13 protein-coding genes are annotated in these 14792 nt (G+C 39.0%); 7 read left to right on the plus strand and 6 right to left on the minus strand.

Annotated features, from left to right (window positions below; all coding sequences use genetic code 11):
• Both RMY63_RS13610 and RMY63_RS13615 read left to right on the plus strand, forming a co-directional pair.
• Window positions 1–433: hypothetical protein (locus tag RMY63_RS13610; RefSeq protein WP_322729209.1), on the plus strand; the 433-nt coding region annotated here is incomplete at its 5' end.
• A 953-nt stretch (window positions 434–1386) separates the two neighbouring features.
• A complete protein-coding gene (locus tag RMY63_RS13615; protein ID WP_322729210.1) occupies window positions 1387–2352 on the plus strand; it encodes a water stress protein WSP1 in 966 nt (321 codons plus the stop codon).
• Window positions 2353–2958: 606 nt separating this feature from the next.
• On the opposite strand, the gene RMY63_RS13620 is transcribed toward RMY63_RS13615, so the two are convergent.
• Window positions 2959–3801, minus strand: coding sequence for a D-alanyl-D-alanine carboxypeptidase family protein (locus tag RMY63_RS13620; protein WP_322729211.1), 843 nt, complete (start codon window positions 3799–3801; stop codon window positions 2959–2961).
• A 27-nt stretch (window positions 3802–3828) separates the two neighbouring features.
• On the minus strand, window positions 3829–4971 hold the full coding sequence (locus RMY63_RS13625; protein WP_322729212.1) for an AAA family ATPase: 1143 nt from the start codon (window positions 4969–4971) through the stop codon (window positions 3829–3831).
• 181 nt (window positions 4972–5152) lie between these two features.
• On the opposite strand from RMY63_RS13625, the gene mnmG reads away from it, so the two are divergent.
• The 5 genes from mnmG to RMY63_RS13650 all read left to right on the plus strand — a co-directional run bounded on the left by mnmG (window position 5153) and on the right by RMY63_RS13650 (window position 10253).
• The gene (gene mnmG, locus RMY63_RS13630) at window positions 5153–7075 is read left to right on the plus strand and encodes a tRNA uridine-5-carboxymethylaminomethyl(34) synthesis enzyme MnmG (RefSeq protein WP_322729323.1); all 1923 of its coding nucleotides are present in this window, start codon (window positions 5153–5155) and stop codon (window positions 7073–7075) included.
• A 47-nt stretch (window positions 7076–7122) separates the two neighbouring features.
• Window positions 7123–7266 carry a hypothetical protein gene (locus RMY63_RS13635; protein WP_322729213.1) on the plus strand — a complete coding sequence of 48 codons (144 nt, stop codon included), beginning with the start codon at window positions 7123–7125 and terminating at the stop codon, window positions 7264–7266.
• Between the two features lie 208 nt (window positions 7267–7474).
• The gene (locus tag RMY63_RS13640) at window positions 7475–7657 is read left to right on the plus strand and encodes a hypothetical protein (protein WP_322729214.1); all 183 of its coding nucleotides are present in this window, start codon (window positions 7475–7477) and stop codon (window positions 7655–7657) included.
• The gene (locus RMY63_RS13645; protein WP_322729215.1) at window positions 7627–8988 is read left to right on the plus strand and encodes a hypothetical protein; all 1362 of its coding nucleotides are present in this window, start codon (window positions 7627–7629) and stop codon (window positions 8986–8988) included. Before RMY63_RS13640 ends, RMY63_RS13645 begins: the two co-directional genes overlap by 31 nt.
• A gap of 287 nt (window positions 8989–9275) precedes the next feature.
• Window positions 9276–10253 (plus strand): bestrophin family protein, encoded by a 978-nt coding sequence (locus RMY63_RS13650; RefSeq protein ID WP_322729216.1) that lies wholly within the window; start codon window positions 9276–9278, stop codon window positions 10251–10253.
• 98 nt (window positions 10254–10351) lie between these two features.
• Here RMY63_RS13650 and RMY63_RS13655 read toward each other — a convergent pair whose 3' ends face one another.
• From RMY63_RS13655 to RMY63_RS13670, 4 genes are all read right to left on the minus strand, one after another.
• Window positions 10352–10972: a hypothetical protein gene (locus RMY63_RS13655; protein WP_322729217.1), complete on the minus strand. Its 621-nt coding sequence runs from the start codon at window positions 10970–10972 to the stop codon at window positions 10352–10354.
• A gap of 31 nt (window positions 10973–11003) precedes the next feature.
• On the minus strand, window positions 11004–12368 hold the full coding sequence (miaB, locus tag RMY63_RS13660) for a tRNA (N6-isopentenyl adenosine(37)-C2)-methylthiotransferase MiaB (protein WP_322729218.1): 1365 nt from the start codon (window positions 12366–12368) through the stop codon (window positions 11004–11006).
• 150 nt (window positions 12369–12518) lie between these two features.
• A complete protein-coding gene (locus RMY63_RS13665) occupies window positions 12519–13082 on the minus strand; it encodes a retropepsin-like aspartic protease (protein ID WP_322729219.1) in 564 nt (187 codons plus the stop codon).
• A gap of 391 nt (window positions 13083–13473) precedes the next feature.
• Window positions 13474–14547, minus strand: a complete 1074-nt coding sequence (locus RMY63_RS13670; protein ID WP_322729220.1) for an acyltransferase family protein — start codon at window positions 14545–14547, stop codon at window positions 13474–13476.
• Window positions 14548–14792 lie beyond the last annotated feature (245 nt).

A 14792-nucleotide genomic window follows, 5' to 3' on the forward strand; every position in this document is an offset into this window, starting at 1 on the left:
AGAGAACATAGCAATAGGTAAAATCTACCATTTTACCCATTCACGCAACAACGCCCAAGCAATGAGTAAAGTTAGAAATGTCGGGGAATTAACTGAGTTATTGGAACAGGCTAAACGCAGCAAGACTGAGCGAGAAAAGCGAAAGTTAGAAAGCACTCGCACGCCCCAAAAAGCAGAAGATAGGACTATTGTCTACTACCGCGATCCGATTGTTGCCAATAGAATTTTTGAGATTGCAGTTCCAAAATCTAACCTTGAAAAATTTGGCGGAGGAGTTTTAGCTACTGGTGTTACGGCTGCGGGATTGACCCTTGATGCTCCTACAGGTAATGGTATTGCTACTCCAATTCAAATTATGATGACAAGCCCAGAGCAACGGAAACGTCTCCGGCTTTATACTGTGCATTTACACCCTAGCAAAAGTCTGATTTAGTCCTCCACAAAAAGCCATTAACTTTTTGGCATAATCAGGTTAAAGGGAAAAGGTAAAAAAATAAAACTTTATTTTTAATTTTGTCCTTTAAGTCTTATTTAATTATTTTCGCCCAAGGTATTTTGAAGTAAACAGGCTAAAAGCGATCGCTTGCGAAGATAAATTGTTTAATAGCTATTAAATCAGTCAACTTTTGCCTGTACTAATACCTTTGCCAAATGTATTAATTAACTGTGGTATTTTATCTAGTAAAATTCTTTTTTTTGTGAAACTCTACAAAATCAGACTTGGCAAGACAAAAGGATTGAGTAAATTGCTCTATGCAACCTCAAAGGTAATTGGTACCGGTTTCACAAGGAGAAAGCCTACTTCTATATTACTTTGCCTTGATGTGCTTTTTTTGTTGAAACAATGCAAAAAGTATATCAGCGAGTGAAAACACTCAGCAACTACTAAACCTTAACCAAGATGTTATTAAACCTTAATATTAGTCAAATATAGTGCTATTAAGATAACTCCAAATACAATTTGCAACCTTAAACTTTGACTTTGAATGGGCAAATTAAAGACGCTTAACTCTCGGCTCATTGTAATCCAGTTTGGAAATAATGGGTTCCCAAAAAATGTCTGAAAGTGTAACTTGATGTAGTTTTGAGATTTCTACCCTCGAGATCAAGTTATCACATATTCTACTTTCAGAAATTGAGCAAATAATAATTACAACAATCTTGAGTTAAGTTGTCTTAGCTTGTTTACAGTCAAAAGTTTAGTAGTATTTCAGTTTTGCAAATTTCTCTGCTATATAAGCAAAGTAAGATAACGCAGACTAATCTTAAATCTCAACTTGGGAAGGTTAGCTTTGTTTATGTCGTACAAGCTTTTAGTCAGATAGCAATACGTTGTGTTTGGAGTGTTCTCAAAAGTTTTACAGTTTGAATAAGGGGAAAATTCTCATGGCTCTTTACGGCTATACCATTGGAGAAGATAGTGACGGCAACGCTAGTAATGGCAAGCAACTTGACGTTTACCGCTTTTTGATCCCTTCTGGCCCTGGAGGTTCTATTACTCCTACAAAAGTAGGTACAGTCAATCTTCCAGCTACTGCTACTACCGCAGACCTAGAAGGTTTGGGAACTAACCCTACTACCGGAAGGGTAGGTGCGGTTAACGAAGCACGCGTTACTGGTTCTACAACACCAATTGATCCAACTGTTACTGTCGTTAATAATGTAGATCAGCCTCTTGCTCCAGCCACGACCTCACCAACCCGTACACCATCTGACCTACGTCGTTTTGGATTTGAGTCAGGTGCTGACTTTAATAGTAGTGCTCTATACAACATTTCAGGGAATGCGAATACCGCAAATGGAGTGCCAGTAGGAAGCTCTCTTTATAAAATTACTACAGCTACCCCTGGAACTATTAGTCTTGTAGACGGCTTTGGCCCAGCTACTACTGCTGCACAAAGACAAGGAACTCAACCTACCAACTCTCAATTTGCTGATGGATTAGCTATCGACAATCTCAATCCTGGTAACACTCGCGCTCTTGCTAGCGATTTCAGGACTAATGATGGAGATGGGAACCAGCTTTACAAAGTCGATTTGCTCACTGGTCAGCTATCTGCGCCAATTGCTCTGAGAACTCCTTCAGGGCAAGCTTTGAATGTCAACGTAGATTCTGGATTGTCATTTACTAACTTCGGTTCTCAAAGATTGTTGGGTTGGCTGGAAACTGGCGCTGTCTATGAGATCACAGGCTACCAAGATGAACTTGCTGCATCAGGTCTAGGTTTAGGTAGTGCTACTGGTACTAATGGTGCTGGCTTTGCAACCGCCACCTTGCTTGGTAACGTTAATTTACCAAATGCTGTGAGTGGAGTCGTTGATTATGAAGGCTTTACGATTGTTAATGAATAACAGTCGTTAAGATACTCTTTCTTCAACTTTTGTAAAAAGTACTTTTGCAAAAGTTGAAGAACGGACCTAAAGATAAAAAAAGTTTTATTTGCCAAACTACCTGTACTTTTTGTAGAGACTAACTGGATTTTTATTTTGAAATTTATTCAATCTATTCAATTACTTATAAAAAATTGATGCTTACAGCAGATTGCAAGTAAGTGAGGTACAAAATCCAAGACTGATTTATCAGATATAAAGAGTTTCTACCTCCTGCCTCCTGCCTTCTGCCTCCAAACCTGTAACTTTGTACTTCATGCAAATGAAAACTGCTGTATGTATGAGTGCAGGGGGTTATATAGCCAGGACTTACGCAAGATGTGCCTGAAAACCTGATTATTGCGTAGCGGGAATTCATGAATTCCCGCTACTTTCGTTATGTTTTGCGTAAATCCTAATAGCAATCCGATTTGATTACGTAAAAAAAATAAGTAAAAATCTAAGTATATATTAGGAGAGCCTGCTGCATGGGCGGGTTTCCTGACTTGAGCAGACTTTTCAAAAATAAAATGTGAGTCCTATACTCAGGGTAAGCGCGTCTAATTGTGTGTTAAATAATATTAATAATTATAGTGGCGTCATCCAATAAGTAATACCTCGAATAGCTTGTTTTTTAAAACCAAATAAAGGTAAATTCTCTTCAGATAAACCCACATAAGTCCAATGTGGAACATCATTTTCTACAGTTTGAAACCAACTATTTTGATTAAGAGCTTTTCTCTGTTCTTTACTACCTACGCGTAAATCAATTGCTAATCCCCAGAGATGTTGTGAAGTTCCGGGAGGTGCAACCAAGCCAAGAATTTTTGTTTCTTTACCTTGTTGAACTTTTGCTAAAACTTGATTATTAGCATATTTATGCCAAAATCTTAAATTTGTGTTGAAAGTGCGAGTACAATCACCAGAACCATAACCAGATTTTAGCGGAATTTGTTGTTGAAATCGCGCTTTATTTAAAGCATCAGCCGCCGATTTTTGTAAATAACAGTCATTAGTGCCATCAATATGACCCATTGTTAAAGTAGCTTGAAACTTTTGGGTTTCTTGTTCATCAGCAAAGATATTTTTTTGCGGCAGTTTAATCCCATTATCTGGATTTACGAATACTGCACCATAGCTTCGCAGCAAAGTATATTCATAAGTACCAGACTGGGGAATTGTGGGTAATTTTCTAGCGATCGCAGATAAAAAACGCTGTTGAGGATTTAATTTGGGATCGGGAAGAAATGGTTCTGATATTGTATTTTTAGAGATATCTCTACAAGGTAATGAATCATTACTCAAGCATCCGTTTAATGGTTGAGCAGTTATAGCAACTTTGTGGTGGGTAATCTCATTACTAGCTACTAATGTGAAAATCATTAATATAACAATAGTAATAAATTTCGTCTTTCTCAAAACTTGTTTCATTAATAACTTAAATAGATAATTATAGATTCATCCGGCTGCAATTCCTTCCTTGTAAGCATCAAGATTAATCAGTTGCATAAAGGCTTGATGCCTAGATTTACCAAGATTATAATCTTTGGCATTCTTAACTGTTACTACACCACCTCGACGAGTTACAATTTTCCAATGCTCTATTCCAATTTTATTAATAATATAATGATGGTGGCTAGTGATTATAAATTGTAATTTTCTGTTCTCTAGTAGTAAGTCACTTAAAATATCAATACAATTAACTCCCAAGCTATTTTCAAATTCATCAATCAAAATCACAGTTCCTTCGGCAGATAAATAAAGTTCACTAATATGCATTAGTGTTCTAAACATTCCAGAAGATATACGTTCTTCAGTAATCCAATTATTAACTCCTTTTTCTTTAATATTAATAAAAGGATAATCTGCAATAATTTTATGTAAATCTTTATCAGGTTCCATTCTGATATCTTCTACTTGGTCAAATATATCTATAAATCGCTGTTTAATTTCTTGAAAAGTTTGTGGATAATGGTTATAAACTAATGCTAATTTGATTTTAGTTGGTAAGTTGCTTTCCTGAATTTCTTCTAGAGATGAATATTTTTTTGAAGATGCTCTGTTAGGAATAATTAAATAATGAATCATGTCATATACAAGAACATAATTTTCTCCTCTTGATTGATCGCTATAAATAACTTTGTTAAATCCATCTTTAACAGGTGCAATATCTTCTTCCTCGCTCAATATTTTAACAGCACTTTCAAAAAGTGAGAGTTTTGGTAATTTATTACCATAAAATACTATCTCATGATTATTTCTTTCTATAATAACTTTTGCATTTATAGATAAATGTTCTCTATTAATTCTAAACTTATTTTTTTCTGCTTTTTCATCGTCAAGGATGAATGCATCTACTTTTTTGTTTTCAAATTCACCATTCCATTTATATTCATAATTATTTGACGAGAAATCTATGTCCCATTCCACACTATTTAAGGAACCACCTCTAGCTATTTTTCGCAAATTCATAATAGATGTAAGTATTTGTGTTTTACCAACACCCGATATCCCAACTAAAAGATTTAGTTCAGAAAAATGTATCGGCTCAAACTGCCACTCTAGTTCATGGTCATAATAGGTTATTTTGTTGATTTTCATATTTCCATCTAAAGAAAATAAATGAAGCGGAATAATAAAGTCATAAATCTAATTATAACTGGCCTTAATTAGTCTTTTATTTATAGTAATGTTGATAACTTTTTTATCAGAAAGTTACCTCCATGAAATCACTGGAACAGTTAAAATTGAAAAGAACTCTAAGCTTGCCGACCCTCTAAGTATGACCATGCACAATTCCGTTGAATTCCAAGACGCTTTTGATGTCATAGTCGTCGGTGCAGGTCACTCCGGTTGCGAAGCGGCTCTCGCCTCTGCACGCCTCGGTTGTCGTACCCTGCTATTGACGCTCAACTTGGACAAAATCGCTTGGCAACCTTGTAACCCAGCAGTAGGTGGCCCAGCCAAATCTCAGTTGACCCATGAGGTAGATGCACTCGGCGGGGAAATTGGTAAAGTAGCAGACCGCACCTACCTGCAAAAGCGTATCCTCAACTCTTCACGGGGGCCTGCTGTTTGGGCATTACGCGCCCAGACGGACAAGCGCGAATATGCAGCAGTGATGAAAAATATTGTTGAGAACCAAGAAAACTTGACAATCCGCGAAAGTATGGCAACAGATTTGGTGCTGGGTGCTAACGGTGAAGTCATTGGGGTTGAAACTTATTTTGGTGTCGGGTTCCAATGTAAAGCAGTCATCTTGACAACCGGCACCTTCCTGGGAGGCAAAATTTGGGTTGGTAACAAATCAATGCCAGCTGGACGGGCTGGAGAATTTGCAGCTGAAGGATTGACACAAACCCTAAATCGCCTGGGATTTGAAACCGGCAGACTTAAAACTGGAACTCCAGCACGGGTAGACAAGCGATCGGTAGATTATAGTAAAATGCTCATCCAGCCAGGTGATGAAGATGTACGCTGGTTCAGTTTTGACCCAGAGGTGTGGGTAGAACGGGAACAGATGCCTTGCTATATCACCCGCACAACCGCCGAAACCCATCGCCTAATTCAGGAAAATTTACACCTGTCGCCAGTTTATGGTGGTTGGGTAGAAGCCAAAGGGCCGCGCTATTGTCCCAGTATTGAAGATAAGATTGTCCGCTTTGCTGATAAGGAAAGCCATCAAATCTTTATTGAACCGGAAGGAAGGGATATACCCGAACTTTATATTCAAGGATTTTCTACAGGGTTGCCAGAAAATTTGCAACTGCAAATGTTGCGGACTCTCCCCGGTTTGGAAAAATGTGTGATGCTGCGTCCCGCCTATGCAGTGGAATATGACTATTTACCAGCAACTCAGTGTTATCCCACACTGATGACCAAGAAGATTGCGGGGCTGTTTTGTGCTGGGCAGATTAACGGCACTACAGGTTATGAAGAAGCTGCTGCTCAAGGGCTGGTGGCGGGAATTAACGCCGCTCGATTTGTTCGCTCTCAAGAAATGATTGTCTTTCCCCGCGAGCAAAGTTACATTGGGACGCTAGTTGATGACCTGTGTACAAAAGACCTGCGAGAACCTTACCGGATGCTCACCAGTAGGTCAGAATACCGATTGCTATTGCGTTCTGACAATGCCGACCAACGCCTGACACCCTTGGGAAGGGAGATTGGTTTAATTGACGATCGCCGCTGGGATATGTTTACCAAAAAACAGGGTAATATTACCACAGAAAAACAAAGATTGCAAGCCACACGAGTTAAAGAACATGATGAAATTGGAATAGCGATCGCATCTGATACCCAACAAGCAATTAAAGGTTCAATTACCCTCAACGACTTGTTGCGGCGTCCAGGATTACATTACGTTGACCTCGACAGGTTCGGACTGGGAAACCCCAACCTCAACCGGGCCGAGAAAGAAGGCGCAGAAATTGACATCAAGTATTCTGGCTATCTCGCTAGGCAACAAAATCAGATTGACCAAATTGTTCGCCAAGCGCACCGTCAGTTACCTGGGGATTTAGACTACACAACAATTGATACTCTTTCCAAAGAGGCACGGGAAAAGCTGACTCACGTAAAACCACTTACCCTTGGTCAAGCTGCACGTATAGGTGGTGTAAACCCAGCGGATATTAACGCCTTATTATTATATTTAGAATTGCGTAGAACCAAGAGCCAGTCAGAGTTTCCAGCGTTAGCTTAATACAAGCTTGATAAAGACTGAGTATAGTAGTAAGAAGAGAGATTGGTATGATAGATGACATTAATATTAGTACTGGCATCATCAACAATCCCCAGATGAAAGTTGAGCTTAATACCAACACTCAATCAACTTATCTCAATCAGATGGGGGATTGGATGTTTCATTATTTACAAGGCAGGAGGCAGGAGTAACCCACACACAACTGCATAGGATTGGCGCAAGATCGGAGGCAAAGCGGCTCCAAGCTTTGTATCTTGCTCAACACGTCTTAATACAATTCTGATTTTTAACCCGGGTAATTACCCAAAGCTGAAGTTTTTATTCATACTTATTTCTTCCAGTAAGAACTGCCCTCTACCTGCTGCCTCCTTTTATAATCCTAATTTCCAGGCAGTCTCAATGAAACAAGTTTCACCACCAAGTATGAAAGAGGGACTGGGGACTGGAAACTGGGAACTGGTATTTTTACTCAGCACTCAGCACTCAGCACTCAGCACTTTCCAGGCAGTAGGGGTGGCGTTTCCTCATCCAAGCAACAACCCAGAACGTCTATGTTACAAGAAGCCAGCACCCGTCTCATAGTACCAGAACCATCAGAAGACTTAATCACCAACGAGCCTTGGTCGATAGAAAACTATGCTGATGGCCTAATGGATGAACTCTTTGCCGATATCGACTACATTCTGGATGCTAGTGGTAATCTGCCTTCTCAAACTGTTAGGCACAGTAGTCAGAACAAATCAAGCCACTCTGTTGCTGGAGTTTCCGCCCAAGCTCAACGCCAATCGCCTCCAGAATATGTGCCTCTGCAAACAGTTAGGATACCACAGATTACCTTACCAAACACCCAAAACCAAGGAGTACAGTCAGTTGCTCAAGATAATCACAAGCAATTGAGTACTGTTGTATTTGACACCACCACCGTTAAACCAGTTAGTAGAAAGCGTCAGAAAACTAGTCCGGTTTTGGGCAAATTGGTGATTGTAGGAACAACTTTAGGCGTGGCGATCGCTAGTATGATCTACTTGGTGCAGTCTGGAGTCGTACATCTTTTAAATACCAAATTGCCTGAGTCCGCGCTTCTATTGCCGCAATCGCAGTCACGGTTGCCCGTAAAAACAGAAATAGAGGCAGAGTTAGTTGACTATATGCTCCAAGCGCTGGCTGTTATAGATAAGCAAGGAGCAAAAAGCAATCAAAAATCTTTCAGTCCAGGATTCTCCAGTCAGGCAAATACTAACCAAATAGCCCTTGGTCGTCAGCAAGCAACTGGTAATCTACCAGCACTTCCACTTCTAGCTAACAATACACCACCAGCCCCCAATCGTTCTGGAAGTGTTGTTGAGCGCATCTATGTCCCCGTTTATCAAGCGCCGTCACCAATGCGCTATGCCCTTCCTGCCATTCCGGGGACTCCCACACTTTTACCACAAGTTGCCAGTGCATTACGGGTATCTCAACCTAATGTTGTGAAAACTGCCCTGAATACAGTGCGACAAGCTGCCAAGCCTGTAACTGTTAATATGTTAGCTGCGGCTGTCCGAGCCGAACTCAAACCGGTGGCAGCAAAAACTGCACCCATTACTGTACGCCAAACACCCAAACCTCTGCCTGCATTACCAGTAGTTCCATTGCGTGCTGCACTCGTCCCAGAGTCAGAACCAACTATTACCCAAGAACAAGTATATCCGGCAACTGCGATCGCAGAAGCTCCGAGTAATACCTTAGAGGGATTGCTAGAGTTGGGCAACAAATCTGCCGCTTTGTTTAAAATTGATGGCGTGACTCGCCGCATCAATATGGGTGAAAGTATCGGCTCTAGCGGTTGGACACTAGTAGATGTCAGTAATGGCGAAGCAGTCATCCGACGTAATGGCGAAGTGCGCTCGATTTATGCAGGACAGAAACTTTGAAGAAGAAGTCAGAAGTCAGAATTCAGGAGCGGAGCCAAAGACGCTCCGCCAAGGAGTCAAAATCACTATAAGTGGGGGATTCAGACCCGCCACTGATAGCGCAGCGTCTCGTCAGAGAAGGACGTAAAGGAAAGAAAGAAGAAAGAGATATATAATTTTCACAAATAATTTAGGACTGCTATAGTTCCACTACGGTGACTATATGAAAACCTATATCTTGCTTAAACAAGATATATTTAGCTAAAAAAGTTAGTTTGCTAATTGATGTAATCCTCAACTTTAACAACATGAAACAACCTAACTATTTTCAAAATAATTCTAAAAACTCTTTAAGAGAAAAGTATCATCTCTACAAAGGCGAAAAGCTGAGTTGGCTTCAAGTAGCTCTTCGGCTTGAAAGCTCAATTATCTCTATCATTCTTCCTTGGGTAATTTTTTGTACTATTTATGGTACTTTCATATCATTTTTAGATCATTTAGGATTACCAATAGGATTTTCAGATTCCAGCAATATTCTTACCAATGCTGTTTTAAGTTTTAATATTGGCTTTACATTACTATTAGTCTTTCGGACGAATACAGCCCATGATAGATTTTGGGAAGGTCGTCAACTATGGGGTGCTTTAGTTAATACATCGCGTAACTTAACTCGTGGGATTTCGATAATAGTTAAAGAGAAGACACTGCAAGATAAATTAGAAAAGGAGGCAATACTCCGGTTAGTAACTGCTTTTGCAGTTGCAATGAAGTTACATTTAAGATCGGTGCCTTTAGACACCCAGTTGGCAGCATTAATGTCTGAAAAACAATATTTACAACTCCAAGAGACTAATCATCCTCCACTACAAATTGCTTATTGGATAGGAGATTACTTGCAGTATCAGCATGACCGAAATTGTCTAAATATCTATCAATTAACTACTCTGCATAATTGTGTAGATGATTTAGTCGATATTTTAGGTGGTTGCGAACGTATTTTAAAAACGCCGCTGCCTTTGATATATACTATTAAATTGAGACAACTGTTATTAATTTTTTGTCTTATATTACCTTTAGAAATTGTGAGCTTTTTAAATTGGTGGACTGGTATAGTAATGGCTTTTGTAAGTTTTACATTATTAAGTATTGAACAAATTGGCTCAGAAATCGAAGAACCTTTTGGCTTTGATCCTAATGACTTACCTTTAAATACTATTTGCAATACCATCTCAAACAATGTTGAAGAATTAATCAGGCTGACTTCTAACAATATTCGTTATTATTAAATCTATAAACAAGTTTTATCAGATAAATATTCTGATGAAAAGGGAAAGCTTTTTCCTTTATTAAATATAGAAAATACTTGGTTGAAAAATGCAATCGCTTAATAAATAATTCGCCAAGCTTTTACCGTCCCTTTGCCAATTTCGCTATCAACAGTTTGACCTCCTTCCAAGACTAGTCTGATATCTAAGTTCTCATCTGGAGCATTTTTCAAAGCAGTGGCTAATTCTTTACTGATAGCAAATGTGCCAGTTGAACCGTCTAATTGAAAAACTTTTTTTCTGACCTTGAGCAAAAGCTTATCGACTTTTTTAGTCGTGACAAATCTAAAATAGTCAGGTCTGGGATACACACGACCTGCGGTGTAGAAAGAAGACGTTGCTTGATCCGAATTTACTGTTACAAGTACTCGAATGCTCGAAGGAGTCCACAAACTAATAACTTGCTTTGAACCCTCACGGTACAAGCGGCCACCTAAAGAATTGCGGTCGAAAACTCCAACAAACTCCCCTTCAAAGGGGTCAACAATTCTTACGGCTTTCGACCAAGGCACATCCATATCGGGGGACAATCCAGCTGATTTGACCATTGGCAAATCACTTGATGCTTGAGCAAGAATAGCTATTTCTTGAACGGTGAAAGCAGCACAAATTTGAGGGTAAATTACAGCCAAGCTAGCCCCAAAAAGAATAATTGGAATTGTTTGCGGTAACTTCATCATATAAGTCAGGGGGATAATCTTTAAATGGTTCTTATTGCAAAATAGTTTGCCTCACTTCAACTGGTTCAGCCGTCAAACTAAAAGGACGAACTTCGGTAATTTTTACCTTCACTAACTGCCCTTTGAGTTCTTTGATGTTACCGCTAAAAAAGGTCAAACGATTACCGCCAGTGCGTCCCATTACCTGGGTTGGATCTTTAGGATTTTGGTCTTCTACTAAAACTTCTTCAATGCGTCCAAAGTAACGTTGCGATCGCTCTGCTACTTTCAAGTTTCCCAGATGATTGAGCCGTTGCAGGCGATCGCTTTTAATTTCTTCACTCAGCTGATTGTCCCACAAAGCGGCGGGTGTCCCTGGACGCGGCGAATATGCTGCTGTATTCAACATATCAAAGCCAATATCTTCTACCAGTTTCAAGGTATTTTCAAACTGTGCTTCTGTTTCCCCAGGAAAACCGACAATTACATCGGCACTAATTGAGGCATCTGGCATATACCGCCGAATGGTATCGATAATCCGGCGATATTTCTCATGGGTATAACCCCGCGCCATCGCTTTTAAAAGTTCATTATCCCCAGATTGAAAGGGAATGTGGAAGTGTTCGCACACCTTGGGCAACTCAGCACAAGCCTGAATTAATCTCTCGGTAAAATAACGGGGGTGACTAGTAGCAAATCTTAGCCTTTCAATCCCCGGCACATCATGCACGTAATAAAGCAAATCTGTAAAGTTGTGCAGATGCCGACCTTCTGGTGTGACCCCAGGTAAATCTCTGCCGTAAGCATCAATATTTTGACCGAGTAGAGTAATTTCTTTGTAACCTTGTCGTCCTAATTCTTCCATTTCAGCCCGGATAGCTGACGGGATGCGAGATTGTTCGACACCGCGCACATTGGGAACCACGCAATAGGTACAGCGTTCGTTACAACCGTAAATTACATTCACCCAAGCTGTCACTGTACTATCCCGTCGCGGCTGGGTGATATCTTCAATAATGTGAACTGCTTCGGTTGCTACGACTTGATTACCCTCAAATACTGACTCCAGCAAATCTTTCAGACGGCTAGCATGTTGTGGCCCCATTACCAAATCTAACTCTGGGACTCGCCGCAACAGTGCTTCTCCTTCTTGCTGGGCAACACAACCAGCAACAATGAGGGTTAAATCAGGCTGTTCATGTTTACGCTTTGCTTGTCTACCGAGATAAGAATATACCTTTTGTTCGGCATTATCCCGAATTGTGCAGGTATTGTAAAGAATCACATCTGCATGATTCGGGTCTTGGCACCACTCAAAGCCCATGTCTTCCAAAACGCCAGCCATGCGCTCTGAGTCAGCTTTATTCATCTGACAACCGAAAGTAGTAATGTGGTATTGGCGTTTAGAAGTGGTCATGGGCAATTCTGCTGAATCAGCGTAATGTTATGTAAGGTTTATTTCTATTCTATAACGCTCTTAAGCTGCTTCAGAAATGCTGAGTATCCTGGCTCAGATTCCTTTTGATATTTCAATATAAAAACCTGAAGAAGTTACCAGCTGCAAGCATTAGCGATGATGAAATTCAACTTCTGTTTCCAGAATTTTAATATCATAGTTGCCAAAGAAATCGTGACCTAGTAGCCCGATGCTGGCTTTTGGTGCGATCGCTACTTGAAGATTGTTGGCTGTAACTCCACCTACTGCAATAGATTTTACCTTACTGGTTGAGAATTTTACTTCACTACCATCAGCAATTTGGGCTTGCATTGTGCCTGTAGCCTGGAGTTGAAGTGTATTTGCCATATCTTGAGTGATAATGGTTCCACTAGCACCTGTATCTACAATCATTTCAAAAGTTTTTTTGTCATTGAAGGTGACATCAATCACAGGAGTTCCACCAAAACGGCGTTTGATTGAGACTCGAAAAACTCTGTTGTCTGAAGGTGCGGCGATGATATTGCCACAAATTCCTCCCAATTCAACGGTTTTACCAGAGGAAGTTATCATGTAACACGCTCCTGGATCGTCTGCTGTTGCCTGATGAGAGAATGCTAAAAATATCAGCGTCGGCATTAGTGCAATCGCAGCTAGTTTAACGGTCTTAATCCAACGCCTCCAAGCATTCTTCATGTTATATTGCTCTCCAATTTCTCTGATATTTGTTGATAACTAAATGACTCATAACTACTGCAAAATTTGAGTCAAAAGCCCAGTTTTTTAATACAAAAGCACCATATTTATATATAGCGACTATCGTTTATATGCAATCCACTCTGACCTCTTTTTTAAAAAAGAGATACTTGTAATTTTACTCCTCTTCATTTATAGAAATGGGGTTGGGTGGTTAGGTATTATTAGACTCAACTGAAAATGGCTATGGTGAGTTTTTGATTTATGTGTCTTTCTAAAATAAAATTGCATTTTACTCAATATATCTTAACCAGGGTAAGCTCATCTAATTTAGTAGAATATGAGCTTCACAAATCAAAAAATATAAGAATTAACTTTGATTAACCATACATTATTTTTTTCTGATTCTTTGTATTAAGACTGATTGAGATGCACTTGCTCTGGACGATTTAGCGTTCGGGTTTGAAAAATCACCTAAGAAAAGCTGACGCATAATTGAAGAATTGCAGATAATTTTGTAGATAATATATGAAATAATTAATGCACCTAGTACCCTAATTCCTTGATCTGCAAAAATTGGGTAATTTTTCATAGTTATTTGTATCGGTTGATGCAAATACATAACGATCATAGAAGCACTACCAAGTTCGCGCAGGGTATTTCCTATGTAAGATTTATTATAAAGTAGTAGCGCTAATTGCTGTGTAATAATAATACCAGATAAAGCTATAACAAAATTCAAAATTAAGACTCCATAGCTTGTAGTTTTCATATTAAAATTGAAATTAAGCAGAGACATTGCATCTAGTAAAAATGCAGTCAAAAATATTATTGCTCCCAATATAAAGATTTTAAAATTAATTAAAAATGATTTAGCTGACATGTGTCCTAACCAGTAAAATGGAAGTGCCATTGCAACTACATTAATATTCCAAGGAAAGACAACATTTTTTAGATAAAAATAATTCATCATTGCTAAACAATAAGAGCCAAGCATAATTTTTATCATCAACCAATTATTAGAGCCAAATTTTATATAGATCAGGTTATATAACTGCTGCGTAAAAAATAAACAAGTTACAAACCAAAATACACCAAACCAAAGTACCAGATTTGCTCCACCATACACTTGTTTCCAGATGATCGAAAATATAGATATTATCAGTTTGTCTATCGATAATATATTTTTTTGCTGCCAACTATCTATTATTAATGGTACATACTGAAGTAGAGTAAATAAAAAAAGAAATGAAAAATATGGTATTAGAAGATGAAAACACTTTTTCTTAAAAAAAGCAGAGTAGTCAGTTTTTTTGCTATAAAGATATCCACTGATAAAGAAAAAAAGCGGCATGTGAAACCAGAAAATATATTTCGATTCTGGGTTGACTATGTGTCCTACAACAACTGTAATTATGGCAAGACCTTTCCAACAATCAATCCATTCAATTCTCCTCTGCGACATTAATGATACCTATTGACTCTATTGAATGCTGCCGATGTCTGATATTTCTTTTGGCTTTCTCTGAACACTATAGGAATCATATTTGATTTCTGAAATTATCAACGTAGCTGGGGAGTGGGGAGTAGGGAATAGGGAATCAGGCTTTTCGAGTTGTACGCAGTTTTTTCAAAAATCAAATCATAGTCCTATAGGATTTCTCAGAGCTTAAGCAGATTTAGTTTCCAAGCCTTGTGACATCAACCTGA

The organism is Nostoc sp. ChiQUE01b, from assembly GCF_034531255.1.
In the GTDB taxonomy this organism is placed as follows: Bacteria; Cyanobacteriota; Cyanobacteriia; order Cyanobacteriales; family Nostocaceae; genus Nostoc.